General features: G+C 57.7%; 20 protein-coding genes and 1 other RNA gene. 11 read left to right on the plus strand and 10 right to left on the minus strand.

Annotation, left to right across the window (positions count from 1 at the left end; genetic code table 11):
* Window positions 1-3: 3 nt before the first annotated feature.
* The 6 genes from ACR0JI_RS11475 (at window position 4) to ACR0JI_RS11500 (ending at window position 4,484) form a co-directional block, all read left to right on the plus strand.
* Window positions 4-654, plus strand: coding sequence for a hypothetical protein (locus ACR0JI_RS11475; RefSeq protein WP_480493231.1), 651 nt, complete (start codon window positions 4-6; stop codon window positions 652-654).
* A 217-nt stretch (window positions 655-871) separates the two neighbouring features.
* Window positions 872-1,218: a transfer-messenger RNA gene (gene ssrA / locus ACR0JI_RS11480) on the plus strand.
* 99 nt (window positions 1,219-1,317) lie between these two features.
* Window positions 1,318-1,749 carry an ester cyclase gene (locus ACR0JI_RS11485; RefSeq protein WP_480472641.1) on the plus strand — a complete coding sequence of 144 codons (432 nt, stop codon included), beginning with the start codon at window positions 1,318-1,320 and terminating at the stop codon, window positions 1,747-1,749.
* 131 nt (window positions 1,750-1,880) lie between these two features.
* Entirely contained in the window at window positions 1,881-2,696 is an 816-nt protein-coding gene (locus tag ACR0JI_RS11490) for a chromate resistance protein ChrB domain-containing protein (RefSeq protein WP_480493233.1), read from the plus strand.
* On the plus strand, window positions 2,693-3,946 hold the full coding sequence (chrA, locus tag ACR0JI_RS11495) for a chromate efflux transporter (protein WP_480493235.1): 1,254 nt from the start codon (window positions 2,693-2,695) through the stop codon (window positions 3,944-3,946). Before ACR0JI_RS11490 ends, chrA begins: the two co-directional genes overlap by 4 nt.
* Before the next feature lie 76 nt (window positions 3,947-4,022).
* Window positions 4,023-4,484, plus strand: a complete 462-nt coding sequence (locus tag ACR0JI_RS11500; RefSeq protein ID WP_480472635.1) for an SspB family protein — start codon at window positions 4,023-4,025, stop codon at window positions 4,482-4,484.
* Between the two features lie 27 nt (window positions 4,485-4,511).
* Here the strand turns inward: ACR0JI_RS11500 and ACR0JI_RS11505 are convergent, their stop codons facing one another.
* Complete coding sequence (locus ACR0JI_RS11505) at window positions 4,512-5,075, minus strand: hypothetical protein (protein WP_480472633.1); 564 nt, start codon at window positions 5,073-5,075, stop codon at window positions 4,512-4,514.
* A 206-nt stretch (window positions 5,076-5,281) separates the two neighbouring features.
* On the opposite strand from ACR0JI_RS11505, the gene fumC reads away from it, so the two are divergent.
* The 4 genes from fumC to ACR0JI_RS11525 are packed head-to-tail and all read left to right on the plus strand — an operon-like array spanning window position 5,282 to window position 7,732.
* Window positions 5,282-6,676 (plus strand): class II fumarate hydratase, encoded by a 1,395-nt coding sequence (gene fumC, locus ACR0JI_RS11510; protein WP_480472631.1) that lies wholly within the window; start codon window positions 5,282-5,284, stop codon window positions 6,674-6,676.
* Window positions 6,676-6,852, plus strand: a complete 177-nt coding sequence (locus ACR0JI_RS11515; RefSeq protein WP_480493237.1) for a DUF4169 family protein — start codon at window positions 6,676-6,678, stop codon at window positions 6,850-6,852. The genes fumC and ACR0JI_RS11515 overlap by 1 nt, the downstream gene beginning before the upstream one ends.
* The gene (locus ACR0JI_RS11520) at window positions 6,849-7,070 is read left to right on the plus strand and encodes a ribbon-helix-helix domain-containing protein (RefSeq protein ID WP_209504003.1); all 222 of its coding nucleotides are present in this window, start codon (window positions 6,849-6,851) and stop codon (window positions 7,068-7,070) included. Before ACR0JI_RS11515 ends, ACR0JI_RS11520 begins: the two co-directional genes overlap by 4 nt.
* A 59-nt stretch (window positions 7,071-7,129) precedes the next feature.
* A complete protein-coding gene (locus tag ACR0JI_RS11525) occupies window positions 7,130-7,732 on the plus strand; it encodes a DNA-3-methyladenine glycosylase I (RefSeq protein ID WP_480493238.1) in 603 nt (200 codons plus the stop codon).
* A 3-nt stretch (window positions 7,733-7,735) separates the two neighbouring features.
* On the opposite strand, the gene ACR0JI_RS11530 is transcribed toward ACR0JI_RS11525, so the two are convergent.
* From ACR0JI_RS11530 to ACR0JI_RS11545, 4 genes are all read right to left on the minus strand, one after another.
* Window positions 7,736-8,617, minus strand: coding sequence for a fructose bisphosphate aldolase (locus ACR0JI_RS11530; RefSeq protein ID WP_480493240.1), 882 nt, complete (start codon window positions 8,615-8,617; stop codon window positions 7,736-7,738).
* Between the two features lie 73 nt (window positions 8,618-8,690).
* Complete coding sequence (locus tag ACR0JI_RS11535; RefSeq protein ID WP_480493242.1) at window positions 8,691-10,040, minus strand: cytochrome P450; 1,350 nt, start codon at window positions 10,038-10,040, stop codon at window positions 8,691-8,693.
* Window positions 10,037-11,239 (minus strand): hypothetical protein, encoded by a 1,203-nt coding sequence (locus ACR0JI_RS11540; protein ID WP_480493243.1) that lies wholly within the window; start codon window positions 11,237-11,239, stop codon window positions 10,037-10,039. Before ACR0JI_RS11540 ends, ACR0JI_RS11535 begins: the two co-directional genes overlap by 4 nt.
* Before the next feature lie 62 nt (window positions 11,240-11,301).
* Entirely contained in the window at window positions 11,302-12,054 is a 753-nt protein-coding gene (locus tag ACR0JI_RS11545) for a cytochrome c biogenesis CcdA family protein (protein ID WP_480493245.1), read from the minus strand.
* A 106-nt stretch (window positions 12,055-12,160) separates the two neighbouring features.
* Here ACR0JI_RS11545 and ACR0JI_RS11550 point away from each other — a divergent pair, with 106 nt between their 5' ends.
* Entirely contained in the window at window positions 12,161-12,394 is a 234-nt protein-coding gene (locus ACR0JI_RS11550; RefSeq protein ID WP_480472617.1) for a sulfurtransferase TusA family protein, read from the plus strand.
* A 43-nt stretch (window positions 12,395-12,437) separates the two neighbouring features.
* Here the strand turns inward: ACR0JI_RS11550 and ACR0JI_RS11555 are convergent, their stop codons facing one another.
* From ACR0JI_RS11555 to ACR0JI_RS11575, 5 genes are all read right to left on the minus strand, one after another.
* Window positions 12,438-15,221, minus strand: coding sequence for an Rne/Rng family ribonuclease (locus ACR0JI_RS11555; RefSeq protein WP_480493247.1), 2,784 nt, complete (start codon window positions 15,219-15,221; stop codon window positions 12,438-12,440).
* Between the two features lie 505 nt (window positions 15,222-15,726).
* A complete protein-coding gene (locus ACR0JI_RS11560; protein ID WP_480476731.1) occupies window positions 15,727-17,061 on the minus strand; it encodes a sigma-54-dependent transcriptional regulator in 1,335 nt (444 codons plus the stop codon).
* 12 nt (window positions 17,062-17,073) lie between these two features.
* Complete coding sequence (locus tag ACR0JI_RS11565) at window positions 17,074-18,819, minus strand: sensor histidine kinase (protein WP_480493249.1); 1,746 nt, start codon at window positions 18,817-18,819, stop codon at window positions 17,074-17,076.
* A gap of 69 nt (window positions 18,820-18,888) precedes the next feature.
* Window positions 18,889-19,557 carry a phosphoribosylformylglycinamidine synthase subunit PurQ gene (gene purQ / locus ACR0JI_RS11570; RefSeq protein WP_480493251.1) on the minus strand — a complete coding sequence of 223 codons (669 nt, stop codon included), beginning with the start codon at window positions 19,555-19,557 and terminating at the stop codon, window positions 18,889-18,891.
* An 11-nt stretch (window positions 19,558-19,568) separates the two neighbouring features.
* The gene (locus ACR0JI_RS11575) at window positions 19,569-20,612 is read right to left on the minus strand and encodes a zinc-dependent alcohol dehydrogenase family protein (RefSeq protein ID WP_480493253.1); all 1,044 of its coding nucleotides are present in this window, start codon (window positions 20,610-20,612) and stop codon (window positions 19,569-19,571) included.
* Window positions 20,613-20,614: the final 2 nt, after the last annotated feature.

The raw sequence follows: 20,614 nt of genomic DNA on the forward strand, positions 1-20,614 counted from the left end.
CTGATGACATCAACGGCTGGCCTTTGGCTGGCCGTTGTTCTGAGCGGCGCGTATCACGGGCTGAACCCCGGGATGGGCTGGCCGCTGGCGGTTTCCTCGGCCCTGATGGAGCAGCGCCAATCCGCCCTGTGGCGCGCACTGGCGGCCTTGGCCGGTGGGCATTTCGTTGCCATGCTGGGTGTCCTTCTGCCCTTTGCGCTGATGGCCGTTCTGGTCGATTATCAAAAGGAAATCCGCATCTGGGCTGCGTTGATTGTCATCGCGATGGGGCTTTACATTGCAATCACCCGCCGCCATCCCCGTTTTCTGTCGCGTATACCACCCAGCAAACTGGCGCTGTGGTCGTTTCTCGTGGCCGTTGCCCATGGGGCCGCCCTCATGCTGGTTCCGATTTATCTGGGTTTGTGCCAGCTGGATGAACTGGATGCCGGTCATCAGGCGATTTCCAAAATCATGACAACCAACGGTCTGCTGGTTCTGGGGGTCGCGGCCTTGCACACCGCCGCCATGGTTCTGGGCGGAGGGTTTCTGGCCTTCGCCGTTTATCGTTGGCTGGGGCTGCGTTTCTTGTCCCGCAGCTGGTTCAACCTTGAACTCATCTGGGCGCTGAGCCTTGTTTTGGTTGGTCTTTTGGGGCTGTGGTCGGCGGTTTAGTCGCTTTCCTTTGGGCCGGAACACACTGTCCTTGGGCGTAATCAATGCCGGTGCCGCGCTAGACCGGTTCCTGCCATTGGCGCTGGATAACCCGCCTTTCTTGAAGGCAGCTACTTTCGGTGGAATCGAACGGGTGCTGGAGATGTGCTTGATCGCGACCAACTTCAACAGAACTTCGTAACGCTTTGTAATAACGGCAAACAAAGATGTGCAATCCGGGTTTGCATCCGCCGCTCACCTCACCTATATATGAGGTGTCCTTCGGGACTATGGACATAAACGCGCTCGTAATAAGCGGATCGGACCCGGGGGCGGTACCCGGCGGCTCCACCAAAATCCTTCGTTTGAGGATCATGGGGCCGAAACAGGATCGACGAACGTCTAAAGGGGTAAGCTTTGTCTCGGCGGTCTGCCACCGTTACCGGCGAAAACAGTACAATTGCAAACGACAATCGTGCTCCGGTTGCAGTTGCTGCGTAAGCAGTAACAAGACCGAAACTTAAGTCCTTGCGCCTAGCCGCGTAAGGCGGGGTTCGCAGGTACCTGGCAACAGAAACCTGCACTTCCCCCCAATATGTCTGATATTTATGCCGCCCTTGCGCAGATTCAGAGTTTGTTCATTCCTTTTTGCCATCGTGTTCGCAGCTGGACAGGAGCGTTGGGATGACAAATTCGGAGATACTCAGATCCTGGTATTCTGAGGTTTGGGAAAACGGAAACACCGAGGCGATCGATCAGTTCTTTGCGCCCGAAACCATGGCCGAGGGGCTGATCCCCGAAATGCAGGTGGGTGCAGACGATTTTCGGGACCTCGTCACGGCGTTTCGTCATGTCTTAGGGGATATCAAGGTGGATTTGCCCAAGATCATCGAAAACGGCGATTGGGTATCCGCAATCCTGCATGTGCAGACGTGCCGGGCCGATAACGGTGCCCCTTTGGAGGTGACCGGTCAGGTCATGGCCCGGTTCAAAGACAATAAGATGGTCGAAGCGTATAATCATTTCGATTTCATCTCGTTTTTTGAAGAGATGGGGCAGTTTCCCGCCGATACCCTTCCCGTGTGCATGACCGGTCAGCGGCTCGACTGGTCCTGACGGTTCAAACCGCAATCTTGACCCCCTATGTTCTTGCGCGGTAGCACTGACGCAGGGGGTCAGCTTGCGAACACCCCGTGAGGCGTCAGCCCAAGCTTCGCATGGATCCGAATGACTAAAGGAGACATGCTATGGCTGCTCTTAACGCCATTACACCGACCCAATTGAGCCGGTTAATCGGAACGCCTCAGGCGCCTGTTCTGATCGATATACGCACTGATGCGGATTTCAGTAAGGATCCGCGGCTGATTCCGGGATCAATTCGCTGTCCGCACACGGAAATCGACGCGATGAGTCGTCTGATTGGCAACGACCCTTGTGTAATAATCTGCCACAAGGGCAAAAAGCTCAGTCAGGGGGTAGCGTCCTGGCTACGAGGGGCGGGCAAAAACGCCGAACATCTGGAAGGTGGGTATGAAGGGTGGCACGAACAGCGTGAGGCGCCGTTGATACCCCAGTCGGTATTACCGGCGCGCGTTAATGGCAGCACATTGTGGGTTACGCGCCAAAGACCCAAAATTGACCGCATCGCCTGCCCCTGGCTGATCCGCCGGTTTGTTGACCGCAAGGCACGGTTCCTTTTCGTCGCGTCGGAAGAAGTTCAGGGAGTCGTTGATCATTTTGATGCCACCCCCTTTGACGTTCCGAGTACATTTTGGACGCATCAGGACAGCGGCTGCACATTTGACACGATGATCCGGGCATTTGACCTGCGAACCGAGGCGCTTGAGCGTATGGCCCGGATCATTCGCGCTGCGGATACCGACCAGCATGATCTGGCCCCGGAAGCCGCTGGGTTGCTGGCGTTCTCGGTAGGTTTGTCCCGCCAGTATCGCGATGACCATGCTCAACTTGAAGCCGGATTGCACCTTTATGATGCTCTGTTCCGCTGGGCACGCGACGGGTTTGATGAAAAGCATGACTGGCCATCGGGTCATGGCGCATGAGACCTTCGGCACTGGACCTTTTCAAGGTATTCGGACGGATCGGCCTGTTGTCATTTGGCGGCCCCGCCGCCCAGATCTCGCTGATGCATCAAGAACTGGTCGAGCGCAGGCCCTGGCTGGATGAACAGACCTATCTGCGCGCGCTTTCCTTGTGCATGTTGCTGCCCGGTCCAGAGGCAATGCAATTGGCAACCTATGCTGGCTGGCGCTTGCGCGGTTTCGTGGGCGGGCTGATTGCGGGCAGCCTGTTCGTTTTGCCGGGGGCGTTTGTCATTGCTTTTCTAGTCGCGCTTTATTCAGCATTTGGCGACGTTCCATTGGTGCAATCCGCATTTACCGGCATCAAGGCGACCGTCATCGTGATCGTCCTGCAAGCCCTGCGCAAGCTGTCAGGTAAGGCGCTGACGGATATGGAACATCGTGTCATCGCGGGCCTGTCGTTTCTGTCGATCTTTCTGTTCAACCTGCCCTTCCCGCTGATCATTCTGATCGCGGCTCTGTGGGGGTATTTGCGTCATCAAGGACCCGCTGAGGCAGCCACGGCTCAGGACACGCCGCACCTTGCCCGCTCGGCCCGGACGATAGCGATCTGGTTGCCGCTTTGGCTGGGGCCGCTTGTTGCGTTGACACTCAGCGGGCACCAATTGCTCAGCGATTTGGGGTGGTTCTTTGCCCGTCTGGCCGTTGTGACCTTTGGTGGTGCCTATGCCGTTCTGGCCTATATGTCGCAAACCGTTGTGGATCAGTACCACTGGATCAGTGCAGACCAGATGATCGACGGATTGGGGCTGGCGGAAACCACCCCCGGACCATTGATACTGGTTACACAGTTTGTCGCCATGCTGACGGGGCAGATCAACGGTGGATTCTCACTGGCGCTTGCTGCGGGCGCTGTCGCACTATGGGCAACGTTTGTGCCCTGCTTTTTGTGGATTTTCCTGACGGCCCCCTATCTTGACCGTCTGGCCACGCGTCCCCGCCTGTCTGCCGCCCTTCACGGCATCACCGCCGCTGTTGTCGGAGTGATTCTCAACCTTTCCGTGTGGTTTGCCCTGAATGTTCTTTTCGAATCGGTGCCAGATATGAATTTGGGTCCGGCGGCAATACCCGTGCCCCGGCTGTCTTCGCTCGATATCCCGGCGCTTGCGTTAACCTTTATTGCTGGAATATTGATATTTAGACTAAAATTGGGGATCGGTACGGTGCTGGTTCTGATGTCACTGGCAGGGCTGGCTGCGCATAATATCTGACCAATCCGATCATACCTGCCCTTTCGTTTCCGAACAAAACCCCTATGCTGAGCTTAACCACTTTTGAGGATGACACATGTCGCAAGGCATCGACTACGGCAACCTGATGCACACCGCCATGCGCGGGCTTATCAAGACTGTGCTGACGGATGTATCGAAATCCGGTCTGCCCGGAGCGCATCACTTTTTCATTACCTTCGACACACGCGAAGATGGCGTGGACATCGCGGATTGGCTGCGCGACCGGTATCCGGAAGAAATGACAATCGTCATGCAGCACTGGTTTGAAAACCTCGAAGTTGGAGAGAACGGATTCGCCATTACTCTCAATTTCGGGGACGCACCGGAACCGCTCTATATTCCTTATGGCGCGATCAAGACCTTTGTCGATCCATCGGTGGAATTTGGACTGCGGTTCGAAAGCCCGGACGACGAAGATGATGACGATTATGTTGCAGATGACTTGATCGAGGTCGAAGAGGAAGAAGAGGCACATCACGACGCCGATGTCGTGTCGCTGGACAGCTTCCGCAAATAAGCCTTTGAGCCCCGCCCGGCGCGGGGTTCAGCGTTTCATCAGAAATGTTTCGACTGATCGGGATTTCTGGCCGTCTATGAAGCGTGAAAATGACAGGTTCAGCCCGTCTTCGGCTAGTGTTCGATCGAACTGCTGCAATTCATATCCGCCGTCCACGTCGATGAACAACGAAAACACGGTCAGTGTGTCGCCAACGATACGTCCCCATACGAAGGGTTCACCTTTCATCGGGTCCAGCGGAACCTCATGACCGAACACATTGCGTTTCATCGCGGCCGAGAACACATCCGGGCGGTCCGAGGGCACGAAGTCAATCGAGAACTGCTGTTCTTTTACCCGCCCGTCTAGCTTGTAGGTGGTGGTTTGCCAGCTGACGTTGAACCCGTTTTTGGTCTCGAAAATTGAAACGCTCATATCCCTTGGAGTTGAGGTTCCGTCCGCATCCACGACATTTGCCGAGCCCACATAATCCCCCAGGAACGGGGTAATGTCCGCGGCGCGCGCAGATGCGCCCAAAACGGACAGCCACAAAGCACAGACAGCAAATAACACGATCGCTTTTTCAAGCGTAATGCGATGGAAATTCGACATCTTGTCCTCCAAGGCGGCTACTAACCTATTGTAGCTGAGAGGGGGCCGCGCACAATGGCACATTCCCCGACGATAACAATAAAAGTGACGCACCCCGCGCCTATACCTTTGACGCCCTTGGGTTTAAGGTGCGCGCAACTGGCCGATTGCGTCACGGCTTAGCTGCGGCTAAACGGCATACAACAGCATACCAGACGGAGTGACAGATGTCTCAGACCCGCACCGAATCCGACAGCTTTGGCCCGCTCGAGGTTCCTGCCGACAAGTATTGGGGCGCGCAAACGCAGCGTTCGATCATGAACTTTCCGATCGGTTGGGAAAAACAACCCATTGCCATTGTGCGTGCGCTGGGCGTGATCAAGCAAGCCTGCGCGATGGAGAACAAGGCAACCGGCAAGCTGGATGCCAGAATTGCCGATGCCATCATTCAGGCTGCGGGTGAGGTGATCGACGGCCAGTTTGACGACAACTTTCCGCTGGTCGTCTGGCAGACGGGTTCCGGCACCCAATCGAACATGAACTCGAACGAGGTCATCGCGAACCGCGCCATCGAAATTCTGGGCGGTGTCATCGGTTCAAAAGACCCCGTGCATCCGAACGATCACTGCAACATGGGTCAGTCGTCGAATGACACCTTTCCAACTGCGATGCACATTGCCACGGCGATGAGTGTTCGTGACGTCCTTCTGCCCGGGCTTGAAAAGCTGGCCTCTGGTCTTGAGCAGAAGGCTGATGAGTTCAAGGACATCATCAAGATTGGCCGGACTCATACGCAGGATGCAACACCTCTGACACTGGGGCAGGAATTCAGCGGTTATGCCCACCAGATCCGTCAGGGGATTGCACGCGTTCACGCAGCGCTTCCCGGCATCTATGAGCTGGCGCAGGGCGGCACCGCCGTAGGCACCGGCCTGAACACCCAAAACGGTTGGAGCGAAGCTGTGGCGGGCCATATGGCGCAGATCACCGGCTTGCCCTTTGTGACCGCGCCAAACAAGTTCGAAGCGCTGGCCGCTCATGACGCCATGGTCTTTATGTCCGGGGCTTTGGCGACCATTGCGGGCAGCTGCTATAAGATCGCCAACGACATCCGTTTCCTGGGCTCTGGCCCGCGTTCGGGGCTTGGCGAACTGATCCTGCCCGAAAACGAGCCCGGCTCGTCCATCATGCCCGGCAAGGTGAACCCGACCCAGGCCGAGGCGCTGACACAGGTTGCTGCGCATGTAATGGGCAACAACGCCGCGATGAATTTTGCAGGCAGTCAGGGCCATTTCGAGCTGAACGTCTATAACCCGATGATGTCCTACAACCTGTTGCAATCGATCCAGCTGCTGGGCGACGCCGCCGACAGCTTTACCGAGCGGATGTTGCTGGGCATCAAGGCCAATGAGCCGCGCATCGACAAGCTGATGAAGGAATCGCTGATGCTGGTGACGGCGCTGGCCCCGACCATCGGCTATGACAACGCCACCACGGTCGCCAAGACCGCGCATAAGAACGGCACAACCCTCAAGGAAGAAGCCATTGCGCTGGGGTTTGTGGACGAGGCAACCTTTGATGCCGTTGTACGCCCCGAACAGATGATCGGCCCGAAAGACTAATGGGCAAGCCGGTCAACCTGAACCGGTATCGAAAAGAAAAGGCGCGGGCCGAGAAGAAGGCCCGCGCAGATGAGAATGCCGTCGCCTTTGGGCGCTCCAAGTCCGAGAAAGCAATCGTCAGGCTTCAGCAGGACAAGCAGAAGCGTGACCTTGACAATCACGAGCTGGATGAATGAGCGGTCGCCCGGTAAAACGTTCATTGACCCTCAAGGGCCACCGGACATCTGTCTCGCTTGAAGATGAATTCTGGCGGGCATTTCGCGACATTGCGAAAGAAAAAGATCAGCCAATCAATGCACTGGCCGCGCAGATTGATGTTGACCGCGACCCGGAAACCGGATTGGCCTCGGCTATTCGCGTGTTTATTCTGAACTGGTACCGAGACAAGGTTTAACACTTGTCAGATCTTGGTCGTTGGGTGTAACGTCCCCGAGGAACAAAAGGGGTACATACATGAGCAACACAGTATTGGGGCCAGACGGTCAACCTCGGTGTTCCTGGTGCCAGGCCGCGCCGGAACTCTTTGACTATCATGACAACGAATGGGGTTTTCCGGTCTCGGATGATCAGCGGTTATTCGAGAAACTGTGCCTGGAAAGTTTTCAGTCGGGTCTTAGCTGGCGCACGATCCTGAACAAGCGCGAGAATTTCCGAGAAGCGTTTTATGGATTTGATTTCAACAAGATGGCCGAATTCTCTGAAGCCGATGTTGAACGTCTGCTGCAAAATGATGGGATCATTCGCCACCGGGGCAAGATCGAGGCGGTGATCAATAACGCCCGCCGCGCGCAGGAGCTGGTGGCGTCTGAAGGATCGCTGGCTGCTTATGTCTGGCGGTATGAGGCGGAAACGCCGCCGCCCCCGCAATCGGCATCCACATCGCCCGAGTCGGTGGCGATGTCGAAGGACCTCAAGAAACGGGGCTGGAAGTTTGTTGGCCCCACGACGGTGTTTGCGTTCATGCAGGCCATGGGACTGGTCAATGACCATGCCGAGGGCTGTATCAGCAGAAAAAAAGCGGCACAGTTGCGCCGCTCTTTCACGAAACCCGTCTGAGGATCAGACAGAGGCTTTGAAAATCTTGTCAATATTGCCGCCCAAAGCGGCGTTGAATTCGGCGTCTGACTGCTGTTTCGAGAGACCTTCGGTCAGTGCGCGAGAGAAAGACGCGATCATTTTGCCGTTTTGACCCAGCAGGTTACAGGCCTCTTCGGTCGAATACCCGCCTGACAGCGCGACGACGCGCAGAACGCGCGGATGGTCGGCCAGTTCGTCATACAGGTTTGCCTGTGTCGGGATCGTCAGCTTCAGCATGACCTCCTGCCCTTCGACCAGCTGGTCGAGGTTCTTCAGGATTTCAGCTTTCAGAATCTCCTCGGCCTCGGCTTTGGTTTCTGAATGAATGTTGACCTCCGGCTCGACGATTGGAACCATCCCGGCTTCAGTCACTTCACGGGCTACGTCGAATTGCTGGGCGACCACGGCCGCGATGCCTTCGGCATTAGCCTCGTGGATGACCGAACGTTCCTTGGTGCCGAATACGCCTTCTGCCTTTGCCAGCGTGTCGGCCAGACCGGGGATCGGCTTCATCAGCTGAACGCCGTTGGCCTGATCCTCGAGGCCCTTGTCGATTTTCAGAAAAGGCACGATGCCTTTGACCGACCAAAGGTAATCTGCGACCTTGCGGCCCTCGATCTCTTCCCCGAGGGTGCGTTCGAACAGGATCGCACCGATGACTTTGTCCTTGGTGAAGTCATTTGCCAGTATGATCCGCGCGCGCATCTTTTGTATTTCACCGAACATCTCAGCGTCCGAACTGTAGGTCGACGCGTCAACGCCGTACAACGCCAAAGCTTTCGGGGTCGAGCCGCCGCTTTGATCCAATGCCGCGATAAAGCCTGCGCCGTTGATCATCTGCGCGCGCTGTTCTGCTTTGGCCATAGTGTTTTCCCGTTCAATGATGATTCCGATGTCTCCCCCCGCATACATCACAGTCAGGACCGATGGTAGTTTGTTAGCGCTCAATCAGCCGCAACCATATGCCATCCCTGGATCGAACGGTCAGGTGGGCCACCGGAACCGGCGTTTTGCCGCTGATTGTTTCGAATTTGAAATTTCGCACCAGCATCGACAGGATCAGCGGCCCTTCGACCATGGCAAACCCGGCCCCGGTACAAACGCGGGGACCTGCGGAGAAAGGGATATATGCTTCGCGCTGGCATGTCTTGCCGTTTTCACTGTTCCAGCGAGTCGGGTCAAAGCCGTCGGGATTGTCCCATAACCGTTCGTGACGGTGCAGGTGCCAAGGGCTGATGACGATTTGTGACCCGTTGGGAACGTCCCTGTTTCGGAAACGGTGTGGGCCCGTGGCCTCTCGCACCATCATGGGAACCGGTGGGTAAAGGCGCAGTGCCTCGCGAAACACGTCGCGGCTGATCTTGAGTTTGGAAACCGAGGCAAATGTCGGATCGTCCAGAGCGGCAGCTTCGTCAGCAATCCTTTCCTGCCATTCGGGATAAATTGCCAGCAGATAAACTGTCCACGCCAGAGCCGATGCGCTGGTTTCATGGCCTGCCAGAAAGAAGATCGCGACCTGATCGACCATTTCCTCGGGCCCGAAAAACTGACCGGTTTCAGGGTCAGCGGTCGTCATGATCTTGGTTGCCAGATCGTCGGGTGCGGTTCCGGCCTTGATCGCCTCAGCCCGCTCATGGGTCAGGTCAGTGATCAGGTTGCGAATATCTTCGGCGTTTTTCCGTGTCGTTCGGGAGTGAAACCGAGGCATCCATTTGGGCAGCGGAACGAAAGCTGCAAGGTTCAGCAGAGGTTGTTCGCGCTGGTAGCTGCGGAACTTTTCAAACACCTTGTTAGCTATGGCGTGGTCGATCGGCACCGAAAACAAGGTGCGAAAGATCACATCCGCTGCGGCATGGCTTGTCTGCTCTTCGACTTCGATCTGTTTGCCGGCATGGGGCCGCAACCGCTCAACACATGCGTCTGCCGCGGCCAGCATGGCGGGAAACGTGTCTTTCAGCCGCCCGCCCTCAAATGCCGGGTCAATGATGCGCCGCTGACGTTTCCACGTCTCTCCGTTGGTCAGAAACACCGAATTTCCAAGCAAGGGGCGCAGGCCTTCGCTGATCCGGCCCGATTTAGGGAAATCTTCGGGGCGTTTCCTGAGGACGGTGTCAATCAGGTCCGGTTGATTGATCAGGAAAGATCGAAAGAAGGGTGTCCTGAATTCGGCCATCCACGCGCGATAAAGGCGCGCTGGCTGCGCAGACAGCAGATCCTGACGAAACAGTTTCAGGTAACGCAGTAGGGAAACCTTGTCTGCGCGTGGCTGGGGCTTGGGCGGGATCATGGGCGCACCGACGTGTATTTGGATACTGGCGTCTCAATCCGGCTGCGCGAGGGTGTGCGCCCAAGGAACCGCTGTTTCAGCGTCAAAGGGCCTGCCGTTATCCGAAAATAGTCGTACAGACCCGGCTTATCGAAGGCGCAAAGGTACTGAAAATGCAGTCGGAAGAACCGCCAGCGCAGGGCTTTCCAACGTTCAGGCGCCAGGGTTTGGGTAAAGGCGGTTGAAAGGACAAGCGGCCAGCGTTTGTCCGGCCCGGCCACCCCTGTGACGGCCACCGGATCACACAGCGCAAATGCGCAGCCATCCCCGGGGGCCGAGACATCGACCCACGTGATGTCGGAACTGGAGGACAGGAATTGAAGGTCGGACCGAAGGCCATGCGCATTTGGCAGAAAGGATACCATAGGCATCACCTGCCCCAGGCTTAGGAACGACAACTCTGCCCCCTGTTTCGGCACAGCCCTGTCGCGGATCAGGTCGGCCAGAACAGACACCCCCAGATGCGCACCCGAACTGTGGCCCACCACCAGAACCTCATCCACACCGGATATCAGCGCGGCTTCAATCGCTTTGCGGAATGCGGCCAGCCTTTCCTTCAGTTTAAGCGGAGTTTCCCCCTTTAACTGTGCGGAATAGGCGTAATCATGCATCAGGTAGTAGGCAAACAACCGGTTGTCGATCTTGCGGAACCACAGCATCAGCGCAACCGCAACGGCAATACCCGGAAACAGACCCCACCAGCCAGCCATCGCCACACATGCCCACACGACTGCAAACGCAACCAGCAGCTGAGACACCAACATCGCCACCGGATAGAGGGCCGCAATCACCGGGCCCTTGCGCAACCGCATCAGGCGCCACAAAGCGCCGGTCGAAATGTATATCCACGCCGTGTGGGCCAACTGCGCATAGGTTGCAGGGATCGACGCGGACATGCTGTCGCGCACGATGTCTGACCAGACCAGAACTTCGATTTCTGTCTCAACAGACGCACCGTCCTGCAATGATGTCACGGACCAGCCGAACAGACCTTTTGCGGACTTGGGGGCCATGGCGATCTCATATCCCGAGATCCGGGCCTGCGCCTGCGACTCGGTTCGGTAAAGCTCGCGATATCGTCGCGGCGGCATCGGGTCATAACCGGGGATGTAGAACACCCGGCGTTTGCGAACCTGTGACTGATTTCTCTGACTGCTCATGCCTTTACCTTCTGCCGCGCAGGTTAACGCAGGCTTTAGGTCAAGGTAAGGGGGGCAGACGCTCAGCCGAAATTCGCAAGCGCCGGGAAGGTTTCAAGCAACCACCAGCTGAAGCGGGTGAACAGGCCTGTGATCAGCATGATGCCCACGAACAGCAGCAGCCCTCCCATGACCTTTTCGATCACGCCCATATAGGGCTTGATCCGGTTCATCACGGTCATAGAGCGGTTGAGAAACATGGCTGCCAGCAGAAACGGAATACCCAATCCGGCTGCATAAACACCCAGCAACAGCGTGCCGCGCGCCACCGAGGCCTCGGTTGCCGCAAGGGACAGGATCGCGCCCAGCTGGGGGCCGATACAGGGCGTCCAGCCGAAAGCAAAGGCCAACCCAAGAATATAAGCACCAAAGACCGAGCCACCGGAATCGCCGGTTTCGATCCGCGCTTCGCGGTCCAGAAAGGGGATACGGAAGACATTCAGGAAATGCAGGCCAAAGACAATGACAACGGCACCGGACAGTTTGGCAAAAAGCACCTGATTTTGCAGCACGAACACTCCAAAGGCAGATGCGGTAAATCCCAACAGCAGAAAAACCGTCGACAGACCCAGCACAAAGAACAGCGCTGACATGGTTGCCTTGCGCCGGGCGCGGGCCTCATCCTGCATTTCGTTGATCGTGACGCCGCTCATATATGCCAGATAGGGCGGCACGATGGGCAGCACACAAGGCGACAGAAAGCTGATCAGTCCACCCAGCAGGGCAACAAACATGGCGGGCAGCAGCCCCGCGTCTATGATTTCTATTCCAAACATGTCTAAGCACATAAGTGATGAATGGCGGTCCGTCACGGGGCCAATGAGTCACATCCTCGTGCTTGGAATCTGGACAATATTACAACTACGCCCTATCCCGAAAATCATGTCAGAGATTACAGATACGCTGGATGCGCTGGGCCTTCTTTGCCCCCTGCCCGTCCTCAAGGCCCGCAAACGGCTGAAATCCATGCCGCAAGGTTCTGTGTTGCGTGTACTGGCTGATGACCCGGCAGCCATCATCGATGTCCCGCATTTTTGCGCCGAAGCTGGCCACACATTGCTGTCTCAGGATTTGGATGGCGAACATCAGGTCTATCTGATCCGAAAAACCGACTGACTTTGTGATATAAAAAAGGCGGGCAAATCTGCCCGCCCTTTCATCAGTTGCCCAGCGACCACCATCCGCGCCGTTTGGGCCTGTCGGATTCTGGCTCAGGTTCATCTGCCACAGTTTCAAGCACCGGTTCAGGTTCTGCTGCCATGGGTGTTTCTTCCACGGGTGCGTCTTCGATCGGCTCATCGGCAGATTGAACTTCAGGTTCTTCCACCGCAACGATCGCTTCAGCTTGTGCGACTTCCTCAGTCTGCTCGGCAAACTCTGTTGCTTCCGGCGCAGCGTCAACAGCCTCAGCGGCTTCGCTTTGCTCGGCGACAGCCGCCTCGGCAGGTTCGGCTTCTGCGTCTGAGGCCGCCTCTTCAACCGCCGGTGCATCGGCCCCGGCATCGGTGTCCGGTGCTTCCGACTGTTCCGCACCCTCTTCTGCTACCGCATCTTTCTTACGACGACGCGGAGCGCGCTTACGCTTGGGCTTGGCGGGTTTTTCCTCTTCCGTTGCTTCGGCTTCGGTTGTCTCGACAGCGGTTTCCGTTTCAGCGGATTCGCCTACGGCATCCTCCTGCTCTGACCCTTCGCCGTCATCCGCGCCCTGTTCCGCCGCGTCACCGTTGCTCGCGCCTTTCTTGCGACGACGACGGCGGCGCTTGCGCTTGGGTTTGGTATCATCTTCAATCGACGCGATATCCTCTTCGGCTTCCTCCTCTTCCGAAGAATCCACCAGATCCATCAGCGAGGCATCGACCGACACGACAGGAGCTGTCGCTTCGGGAACAATGCGGCTGGCGGTCTTGAATTTCTCCATCGAGAAATCCGGGCTGACCAGATGCACATCGCCTTCGATCCGTACAGACAGGCCATAGCGCGATTCGATCTGGGCAATATGCTCGCGCTTCTGGTTCATCAGGAAGTTCGCGATACTGACCGGGCAGCGCACCAGAACCTCGCGCGAGCGGCGGCGCGTGCCTTCTTCTTCGATCTGACGCAGGATCGACAGCGCCATGTTGTCGTCCGAACGGATCAGGCCGGTGCCATGGCATGCCGGGCATGGCTGCGTGGTCGCCTCGATCATACCCGGACGCAGCCTCTGACGGCTCATCTCGAGCAGGCCAAAACCCGAAATCCGGCCGACCTGAATGCGGGCACGGTCGGTTTTCAGCTTGTCCTTAAGACGCTTTTCAACCGACGCATTGTTCTTGCGCTCGTCCATGTCGATGAAATCGATGACAATCAGACCGGCAAGGTCACGCAGACGCAACTGACGCGCCACTTCTTCCGCGGCTTCCAGATTGGTTTTCAGCGCCGTTTCCTCGATCGAGCCTTCTTTCGTGGCCCGGCCCGAGTTCACGTCGATTGCCACCAGCGCTTCGGTCACGCCGATCACGATATACCCGCCAGATTTCAGCTGAACGGTCGGGTTGAACATCCCCGCCAGATAGCTTTCCACCTGATAGCGCGCAAACAGCGGCAGCGCGTCCTCGTACCGTTTCACATTCTTGGCGTGCGACGGCATGATCATCTTCATAAAGTCCTTGGCGATGCGGTATCCGCCCTCGCCCTCGACCAGAACCTCGTCGATATCGCGGTTATAAAGGTCCCGGATCGACCGTTTGATCAGATCGCCTTCTTCATAGATCTTCGCAGGTGCAATGGATTCCAGGGTCAATGCCCGGATCTGCTCCCACAGGCGTTGCAGGTACTCATAGTCGCGCTTGATTTCCGATTTTGTGCGCTTGGCGCCTGCAGTCCGGATAATCAAACCCGCCCCTGTCGGCACATCAATATCCGCCGCGATTTCTTTCAGCTTTTTGCGGTCAACCGCGTTGGTGATCTTGCGGCTGATCCCACCGCCACGCGCGGTGTTCGGCATCAAAACACAATAGCGACCTGCCAGCGACAGATAGGTCGTCAGGGCTGCCCCTTTGTTGCCGCGTTCTTCCTTGACGACCTGCACCAGCAGCACCTGGCGCACTTTGATCACTTCCTGAATCTTATACCGGCGTGGGCGTGGCTTGCGCTGAGGGCGGATGTCCTCGCTGTCGTCTTCCTCGGCTACGGTTTCAATCGTGTCATCTTTCGCGGCTGCGTCAGCGTGTTCCTCATCCGCATCGCCATCATCTGCGTCCGGGTCATCCTCAGACAATTCAGACGCTTCATCGCCATCGTCAGCGATTGAAGCATCCGCCGCGTCATCAGAATCCCCTGCTGCATCGTCTTGTGAAGACTCGACCGTTTCAGCCTGAGCCTCGTCTTCCGAAGCCGTTTCTTCAGCAGTGTCATCTGACACAGCTTCCGGCGCTTCGTTGTCCGCAGGCTCCTCAACAGGTGTTTCAGCGACGATTTCCATTGGCGATGTCCCCTCGGGCACCTCCATGTCGGCATCGTCAAGGTCGATGGTTTCCATACCGGTCGGCTCGGTCGAAACTTCAATCGTTTCGACCAGATCGTCCGATTTAAGATCCGCGGCCTTTGATCGGGCGCGCGAACGCCGCTTTTTCGGCTTGCCCTCGTCGGCCTCATCCCGCGCCTTCATGGCCTCGGCATAGGCGCGATCTTCCTCCATCAGCGCCTCGCGGTCGGCGATGGGGATCTGGTAATAGTCCGGGTGAATTTCCGAAAACGCCAGGAAGCCGTGCCGGTTCCCGCCATAATCCACAAAGGCCGCCTGAAGCGACGGCTCAACCCGTGTTACTTTTGCAAGATAGATGTTGCCAGCAAGCTGGCGCTTGTTTTCGGATTCAAAATCGAACTCCTCGACCTTGTTTCCGTCGACCACCACGACGCGGGTTTCCTCCGCGTGGGTGGCATCGATAAGCATTTTCTTAGCCATGTGTCCTTGGTGCACCGCGCCAAACGCGTTGTCCTGACCCGTCCAGGTGGACAGGCACATTTGGGGAGGTGTCTTGTCAGGGCGATATCGGACGGCGCGCGGCAGGGTCTGGCGCTGTGGCCCCCTGCCCGGTCACTCAATCGTTGCGCGCGCGTCATCGCGGTTCTTCTCCGACAGGCGCGTTAGCCGCAGCCTGCCCATTTATTCCTTTCGCCCAGACGTTCCGGGCTCAGGTACTACATTGCCCCGAAAGGGGCACAATCGGTCTGCTTTGCGGCGAATAATATGTCATCACCTTCAGCAAAGCAGCGAAACTCAATGATTCGGGGCTTATGGACACAAAACTGGCCCGGCCCGTCCGGACACAATAAAAGCAGTCCTGTGGAAAAGACAATGGGCAAACTGCACCGCCCCCAACCGCGGCATGCGGGATCGCCTTCATCTGGCCAAAAATATCCCGGGGGAGTCGCCAAAGGCGACGGGGGCAGAGCCCCCGTCACACAGTTTACAGATAGTCCGACCGCTGGAGGCCGTATTTGGCCATCTTTTCATTCAGCGTTCGGCGCGGCAGGCACAGTTCATCCATCACAGACGCGATAGATCCTTTGTGCCGCCGCATCGTGTTGTCGATCAGCATCCGTTCAAAGGCTTCGACATATTCCTTCAGCGGCTTGCCTTCGGTGGTCATGACCGGCTGCATTTCCTCGTGATCCGACATCAACAGCGAGGCGATCGTTCCGGACCCACGGCGCGATTGCAGTACCGCGCGTTCGGCAATGTTGATCAACTGGCGCACGTTCCCCGGCCAGGGCGCCTGCAACAGCTGCGCGGCTTCCTGAGCGCTTACCTGAGGCGCATCACAACCGTATTCTTCTGCGAACTGCTCGCTCAGACGGGTAAACAGGGTCAGGATGTCCTCGCCCCTCTGGCGCAGGGGCGGCATGGTGATGCGCAAGGCGGCCAATCGATAGAACAGATCAGGTCGCAAGACATCTTCGGAGGTTTTTCCGGCCTCTTGCAGGTTCGAGATCGCTACGATGCGTGTCTCGGCCGGCGTGCCCTGCTCGTTCATCACGCTGAGCAGCTTGGCTTGCAGGGAATCGTTGAGCGCTTCGACATCTTCCAGAACCAGCGTTCCGCCCCGCGCCTCTTCGATGGCGGGCAATTGGGCGTCTTCAGGCATCATCGGCCCAAACAGACGTTTGGCCAACGCGTCTTCCTCGTGCGCCGCGCAGGACACCAGCACGAACTTCTTACCGGCGCGGCTGCCAACCGCGTGCAGGGCGTGTGCAACAAGCGTCTTTCCGGTCCCTGTCTCTCCGTCGATCAGCACATGGCCATCCGCCTGACCCAGATCGAGGATATCCTCGCGCAGACGTTCCATAACCGGGCTGGCGCCGATCAGCTTGTTCATGATCTGGGTGCCGCCGGACAATTCCCGGCGCAGCGCGCGGTTGTCCAGCGTCAGACGCCGCGCATTGCTTGCCCGTTTGGCAAGTTCGGACATGCGGTCGGGATTGAAGGGTTTTTCAAGGAAGTCGAATGCACCGACACGCATCGCCTCGACAGCCATCGGAACATCGCCGTGACCGGTGATCATGATCACGGGCAACGTGCTGTCAGCGCCCATCAGCTTTTTGAGAAGCTGAATGCCGTCCATTCCGGGCATCTTGATGTCCGAAATCACTATCCCCGGATAATCCGGTCCCAACACCTTGAGCGCATCTTCCGCGCTGGCGAAGGTTTCCGTGTCATAGCCGGACAAAGCGAGCCACTGGCTAATCGACTGGCGCATGTCCTGTTCATCGTCAACAATGGCAATTTTCATGGCTTGTGCCATAGTCATTCCTCGTTATTCCGCGGCTTCAAGGCCGTCGCTTCCCAGTGCAGGCAACTGCATTTCAAACACCGCACCGCCATATTGGCCATTGCGCGCAGTCAACCGTCCCCCATGGTCGTTCACGATCCCTGACGAGATGGCAAGCCCCAGACCAACACCGTCTCCGGGCTGTTTGGTCGTGTAGAACGGCTCGAACAGGTTTTCGATATCCTCGATTCCGTGCCCGTTGTCACGTACGGTCAGCACTGCCATATCACCTGCTGCCAGGATGATTTCCACATCCGGCTCCACCACTGATTTGGTGGCGTCCAGCGCGTTTCGCAAGAGGTTGACCATGACCTGCTCGATGCGCATTCGATCCCCCATTACGATCACAGGTTCCTCTGGTACGATCTGCGTGATCTTCACGTGGCGCTGACGCAGTTGAGGCTCCATCATCGACAGGGATGAGGCCAGCGCTTCACCAAGATTTACTGGTGAAAACGCATCCGCGCCCTTGCGTGCATAAGACTTGAGCTGCCGGGTAATTGCGCCCATCCGTTCGATCAGACCATCGATGCGGCCAAAACTGGCAAGGGCCTCTTCCGGGCGGTTGCGGCGCAGCAGCAGACGGGCCCCGGCCAGATAGGTTTTCATTGCCGCCAGAGGCTGGTTCAACTCATGACTGACCGCTGCCGACATCTCGCCCAGAGCGGCCAGTTTCGAGCTTTGCGCAAGCGTCTGTTCCGCCAAATCCAGCGTCTTTTCAACCCGTTCACGTTCAGCGATTTCCCGCTGTAGCCGTGCGTTCAATGCGCGAAGCTCTGCCGACTCGCGCTGGAACAGGGTCATGCGCAACGTGGCACGGCGGCTCAACGCATAGAACGCGAGCGCCAGAAGAATCGCAAACCCCATGATTTCCAGCGCCAGAACGCTGTTCACCTTTTCCCGGATCGAGGCATAGGTCGTGAACGAGGTCATCTGCCAGCCGCGGAACGGAATGCGCGTCTCGATCCGCATCACCGCTTCGCCCTGAAGATAGGCATCAGGCGGCAGCGCGGTCCAATCGGTTGTTGCCCGGATCGCGCGCTGGATCGCCCCTTGTGGCGGTTGGCGCAGCATCGCCGTGTTCTCATCCAGCCCGCGCCAGCGGGGTTCCGTGGACAAAATGATGTTGCCGGTGCTGTCGGTAACCATCACCGCGTCCGAGATACCTGCCCAAGCGCGTTCGAACTTTTGCAGGTCAACCTCGACGACGATTACGCCCAGGAACTCGGCCCCGTTCTCCAACCGGCGCGAATACACAAAGCTGTACCCGCCTGCGTCCTTGGGAATAACAGAGAAGATCGTCGCGTTCGAGCGGATCGCATCCACAAAATATGGCGTGTTCCGATGTCCTTCGCCCAACCTGTTTCGGTCGGTCGCGGCAACTGTGCGCCCGTCGCTGTCCAGCAAAACCAGTGAGGCCGCGCCGATCTCTTCCACGAATGAAATAAGGCGTTGGGTAGACAGGGTGTAATCGCCTGACTGCAATGCCGAAATCAACGTCGGGTCGCGGGCCAGCAATTGCGGAACAATCGAGTTGCGGCGCAATTCACTCAGCAAGTTGCCCGAATACAGCGTCAGTCGCAGCTCTGCCCGGTTGCGCGTGGATTCGGTGAACCTGTCAGTCAACAGCCGGTTCGTCACCCAGACCGTTGCAATTGTCGCGACCAGCAGAACAAGAACCGCCAGCCGCAACCGCCAGCCCAGCGGCGCACCACGAAACGGTTTCAACATATTTGACCAGCCAGATCGAACTTCTGTGTTCATGGCAAAAGGTTACGCCCCGGCGGGCGAGACCTCAAGTCACGCCGCTTCAAACACACCTGACAATGCGCGGAACAACGCCACCCCGTCTGTGCCGCCATGACCCTGATCGGCTGCGCGTTCGGGGTGCGGCATCATTCCAAGAACGCGGCGGTTTTCCGACAGGATTCCGGCGATATCCCCGATCGAGCCGTTCGGGTTTTCGGCATAGGTAAAAGCGATCCGGTCCTGATCTTTCAGCGCGGCCAGCGTCGCGTCATCCGCAAAATAGTTGCCATCGTGGTGCGCAATCGGAATACCGATCACATCGCCTGCGTTGTAGCCGCTGGTAAACGCGCAGTCGCTGGTCTCAACCCTTAGGCCAACGGTCTTGCAGATGTATTTCAGCCCAGCATTGCGCAGCAATGCGCCCGGCAAAATGCCGGTTTCGGTCAGAACCTGAAAACCGTTGCAAATGCCTACGGCATAACCGCCGCGCTGCGTGTGTTCGACGACGGCCTTGCAAATCGGCGATTGGGCCGCGATTGCGCCGCAACGCAGGTAATCTCCATAAGAGAACCCGCCCGGCACGCCCACGATATCAATACCTTCGGGCAAAGCCGCGTCTTTGTGCCAGACCATATCGACCTGAAAACCGGCCTGCTCAAAGGCGACGGCAAGATCTCGGTCACAGTTGGATCCGGGGAAAACGATTACGGCTGCACGCATGGCGGGCCCTCCTACGAGACAAAATCTGTGACAACCGCAACACCCGGAGGCGTTGGATGGTCAAAAGCGGCAAGCTCGGCGCTTACCTGGTTCAGGGTTATTTTCCGGGTCACCAGCGGGCTCAGGTCGACCCCTTGACCCGCGATCAGCGAAAACAGCGACGGATAGCGCCAGCTTGGCATCCCACGGGTGCCAAATACGGAGAGCTGACCAGAATAGAGCACATCCATCGGCAACGACATCTGCGCATGGTCCCCCGTGGGCATTCCGATTTGCACCATGCGCCCCATTTTGCGCAGGGATCGCATGGCGGAAACGGTCGTGGCTTCGACGCCAAGCGCCTCGATCGCAACATCGGCGCCGCCACCGGTGATGTCTTTCACCGCCTGTGGGGCATCACATGTCGCGGCATTGACCACCGCGTCGGCGCCCAGAGTTTTGGCATAGGCCAGCTTGTCCTCGGCGATATCGACTACAATAACACGCGTGCCGAGCGCTTTGCCCAGAAGAAGCGTTGATATTCCGACACCGCCACCGCCAAATACAGCGATCCACTCGCCACCCTGCACCTGCGCCCGGCCAACAAGCGCCTGCCATGCTGTGGTTACGCGGCACCCCAATGCGGCGGCTATTTCAGGCGCGATGCTGTCGGGCAAGGATGTCAGGTTGGCATCGGCATGAGCCACGGCAACATATTCAGCAAAAGCCCCGTCACAGGTAAAGCCGGGCACGACCTGGTTCGGACAGATTGTCTGATGACCCTTTGCGCAGTCCGGGCAATGCCCACAGGCAAGGATAAAGGGCGCAATCACCCGGTCCCCAACACGCCACCGTTTAACGCGCGCACCGACCGAGACCACCTCGCCGCAAAACTCGTGACCGGGTGTCATGGGCAGGACAACGTCCGGGTCTGAGCCCGACCACGCGTGCCAGTCGGACCGGCACACACCGCAGGCCAGCACTCGCACCACAACACCGTCTTCGGCGGGAACCGGATCGGGGATCGTCGACACCTCAAGCGGTTGACGATAGGTGATCAGACGCGCGGCCCGCATCA

Source organism: Ruegeria sp. N10 (genome assembly GCF_056531545.1).

Bases quoted from the DNA above. Each gene is read 5' to 3' on its own strand.
- ACR0JI_RS11530 (WP_480493240.1), bottom strand. From the start codon at position 8,617: ATGGCCAAAGCAGAACAGCGCGCGCAGATGATCAACGGCGCAGGCTTT.
- ACR0JI_RS11525 (WP_480493238.1), top strand. From the start codon at position 7,130: ATGAGCAACACAGTATTGGGGCCAGACGGTCAACCTCGGTGTTCCTGG.
- ACR0JI_RS11565 (WP_480493249.1), bottom strand. From the start codon at position 18,819: ATGTTGAAACCGTTTCGTGGTGCGCCGCTGGGCTGGCGGTTGCGGCTG.
- ACR0JI_RS11575 (WP_480493253.1), bottom strand. From the start codon at position 20,612: ATGCGGGCCGCGCGTCTGATCACCTATCGTCAACCGCTTGAGGTGTCG.
- ACR0JI_RS11545 (WP_480493245.1), bottom strand. From the start codon at position 12,054: ATGTTTGGAATAGAAATCATAGACGCGGGGCTGCTGCCCGCCATGTTT.
- ACR0JI_RS11490 (WP_480493233.1), top strand. From the start codon at position 1,881: ATGGCTGCTCTTAACGCCATTACACCGACCCAATTGAGCCGGTTAATC.
- ACR0JI_RS11535 (WP_480493242.1), bottom strand. From the start codon at position 10,040: ATGATCCCGCCCAAGCCCCAGCCACGCGCAGACAAGGTTTCCCTACTG.
- ACR0JI_RS11550 (WP_480472617.1), top strand. From the start codon at position 12,161: ATGTCAGAGATTACAGATACGCTGGATGCGCTGGGCCTTCTTTGCCCC.
- purQ (WP_480493251.1), bottom strand. From the start codon at position 19,557: ATGCGTGCAGCCGTAATCGTTTTCCCCGGATCCAACTGTGACCGAGAT.
- ACR0JI_RS11500 (WP_480472635.1), top strand. From the start codon at position 4,023: ATGTCGCAAGGCATCGACTACGGCAACCTGATGCACACCGCCATGCGC.
- ACR0JI_RS11520 (WP_209504003.1), top strand. From the start codon at position 6,849: ATGAGCGGTCGCCCGGTAAAACGTTCATTGACCCTCAAGGGCCACCGG.
- ACR0JI_RS11555 (WP_480493247.1), bottom strand. From the start codon at position 15,221: ATGGCTAAGAAAATGCTTATCGATGCCACCCACGCGGAGGAAACCCGC.
- fumC (WP_480472631.1), top strand. From the start codon at position 5,282: ATGTCTCAGACCCGCACCGAATCCGACAGCTTTGGCCCGCTCGAGGTT.
- ACR0JI_RS11560 (WP_480476731.1), bottom strand. From the start codon at position 17,061: ATGGCACAAGCCATGAAAATTGCCATTGTTGACGATGAACAGGACATG.
- ACR0JI_RS11505 (WP_480472633.1), bottom strand. From the start codon at position 5,075: ATGTCGAATTTCCATCGCATTACGCTTGAAAAAGCGATCGTGTTATTT.
- ACR0JI_RS11485 (WP_480472641.1), top strand. From the start codon at position 1,318: ATGACAAATTCGGAGATACTCAGATCCTGGTATTCTGAGGTTTGGGAA.
- chrA (WP_480493235.1), top strand. From the start codon at position 2,693: ATGAGACCTTCGGCACTGGACCTTTTCAAGGTATTCGGACGGATCGGC.
- ACR0JI_RS11540 (WP_480493243.1), bottom strand. From the start codon at position 11,239: ATGAGCAGTCAGAGAAATCAGTCACAGGTTCGCAAACGCCGGGTGTTC.
- ACR0JI_RS11475 (WP_480493231.1), top strand. From the start codon at position 4: ATGACATCAACGGCTGGCCTTTGGCTGGCCGTTGTTCTGAGCGGCGCG.
- ACR0JI_RS11515 (WP_480493237.1), top strand. From the start codon at position 6,676: ATGGGCAAGCCGGTCAACCTGAACCGGTATCGAAAAGAAAAGGCGCGG.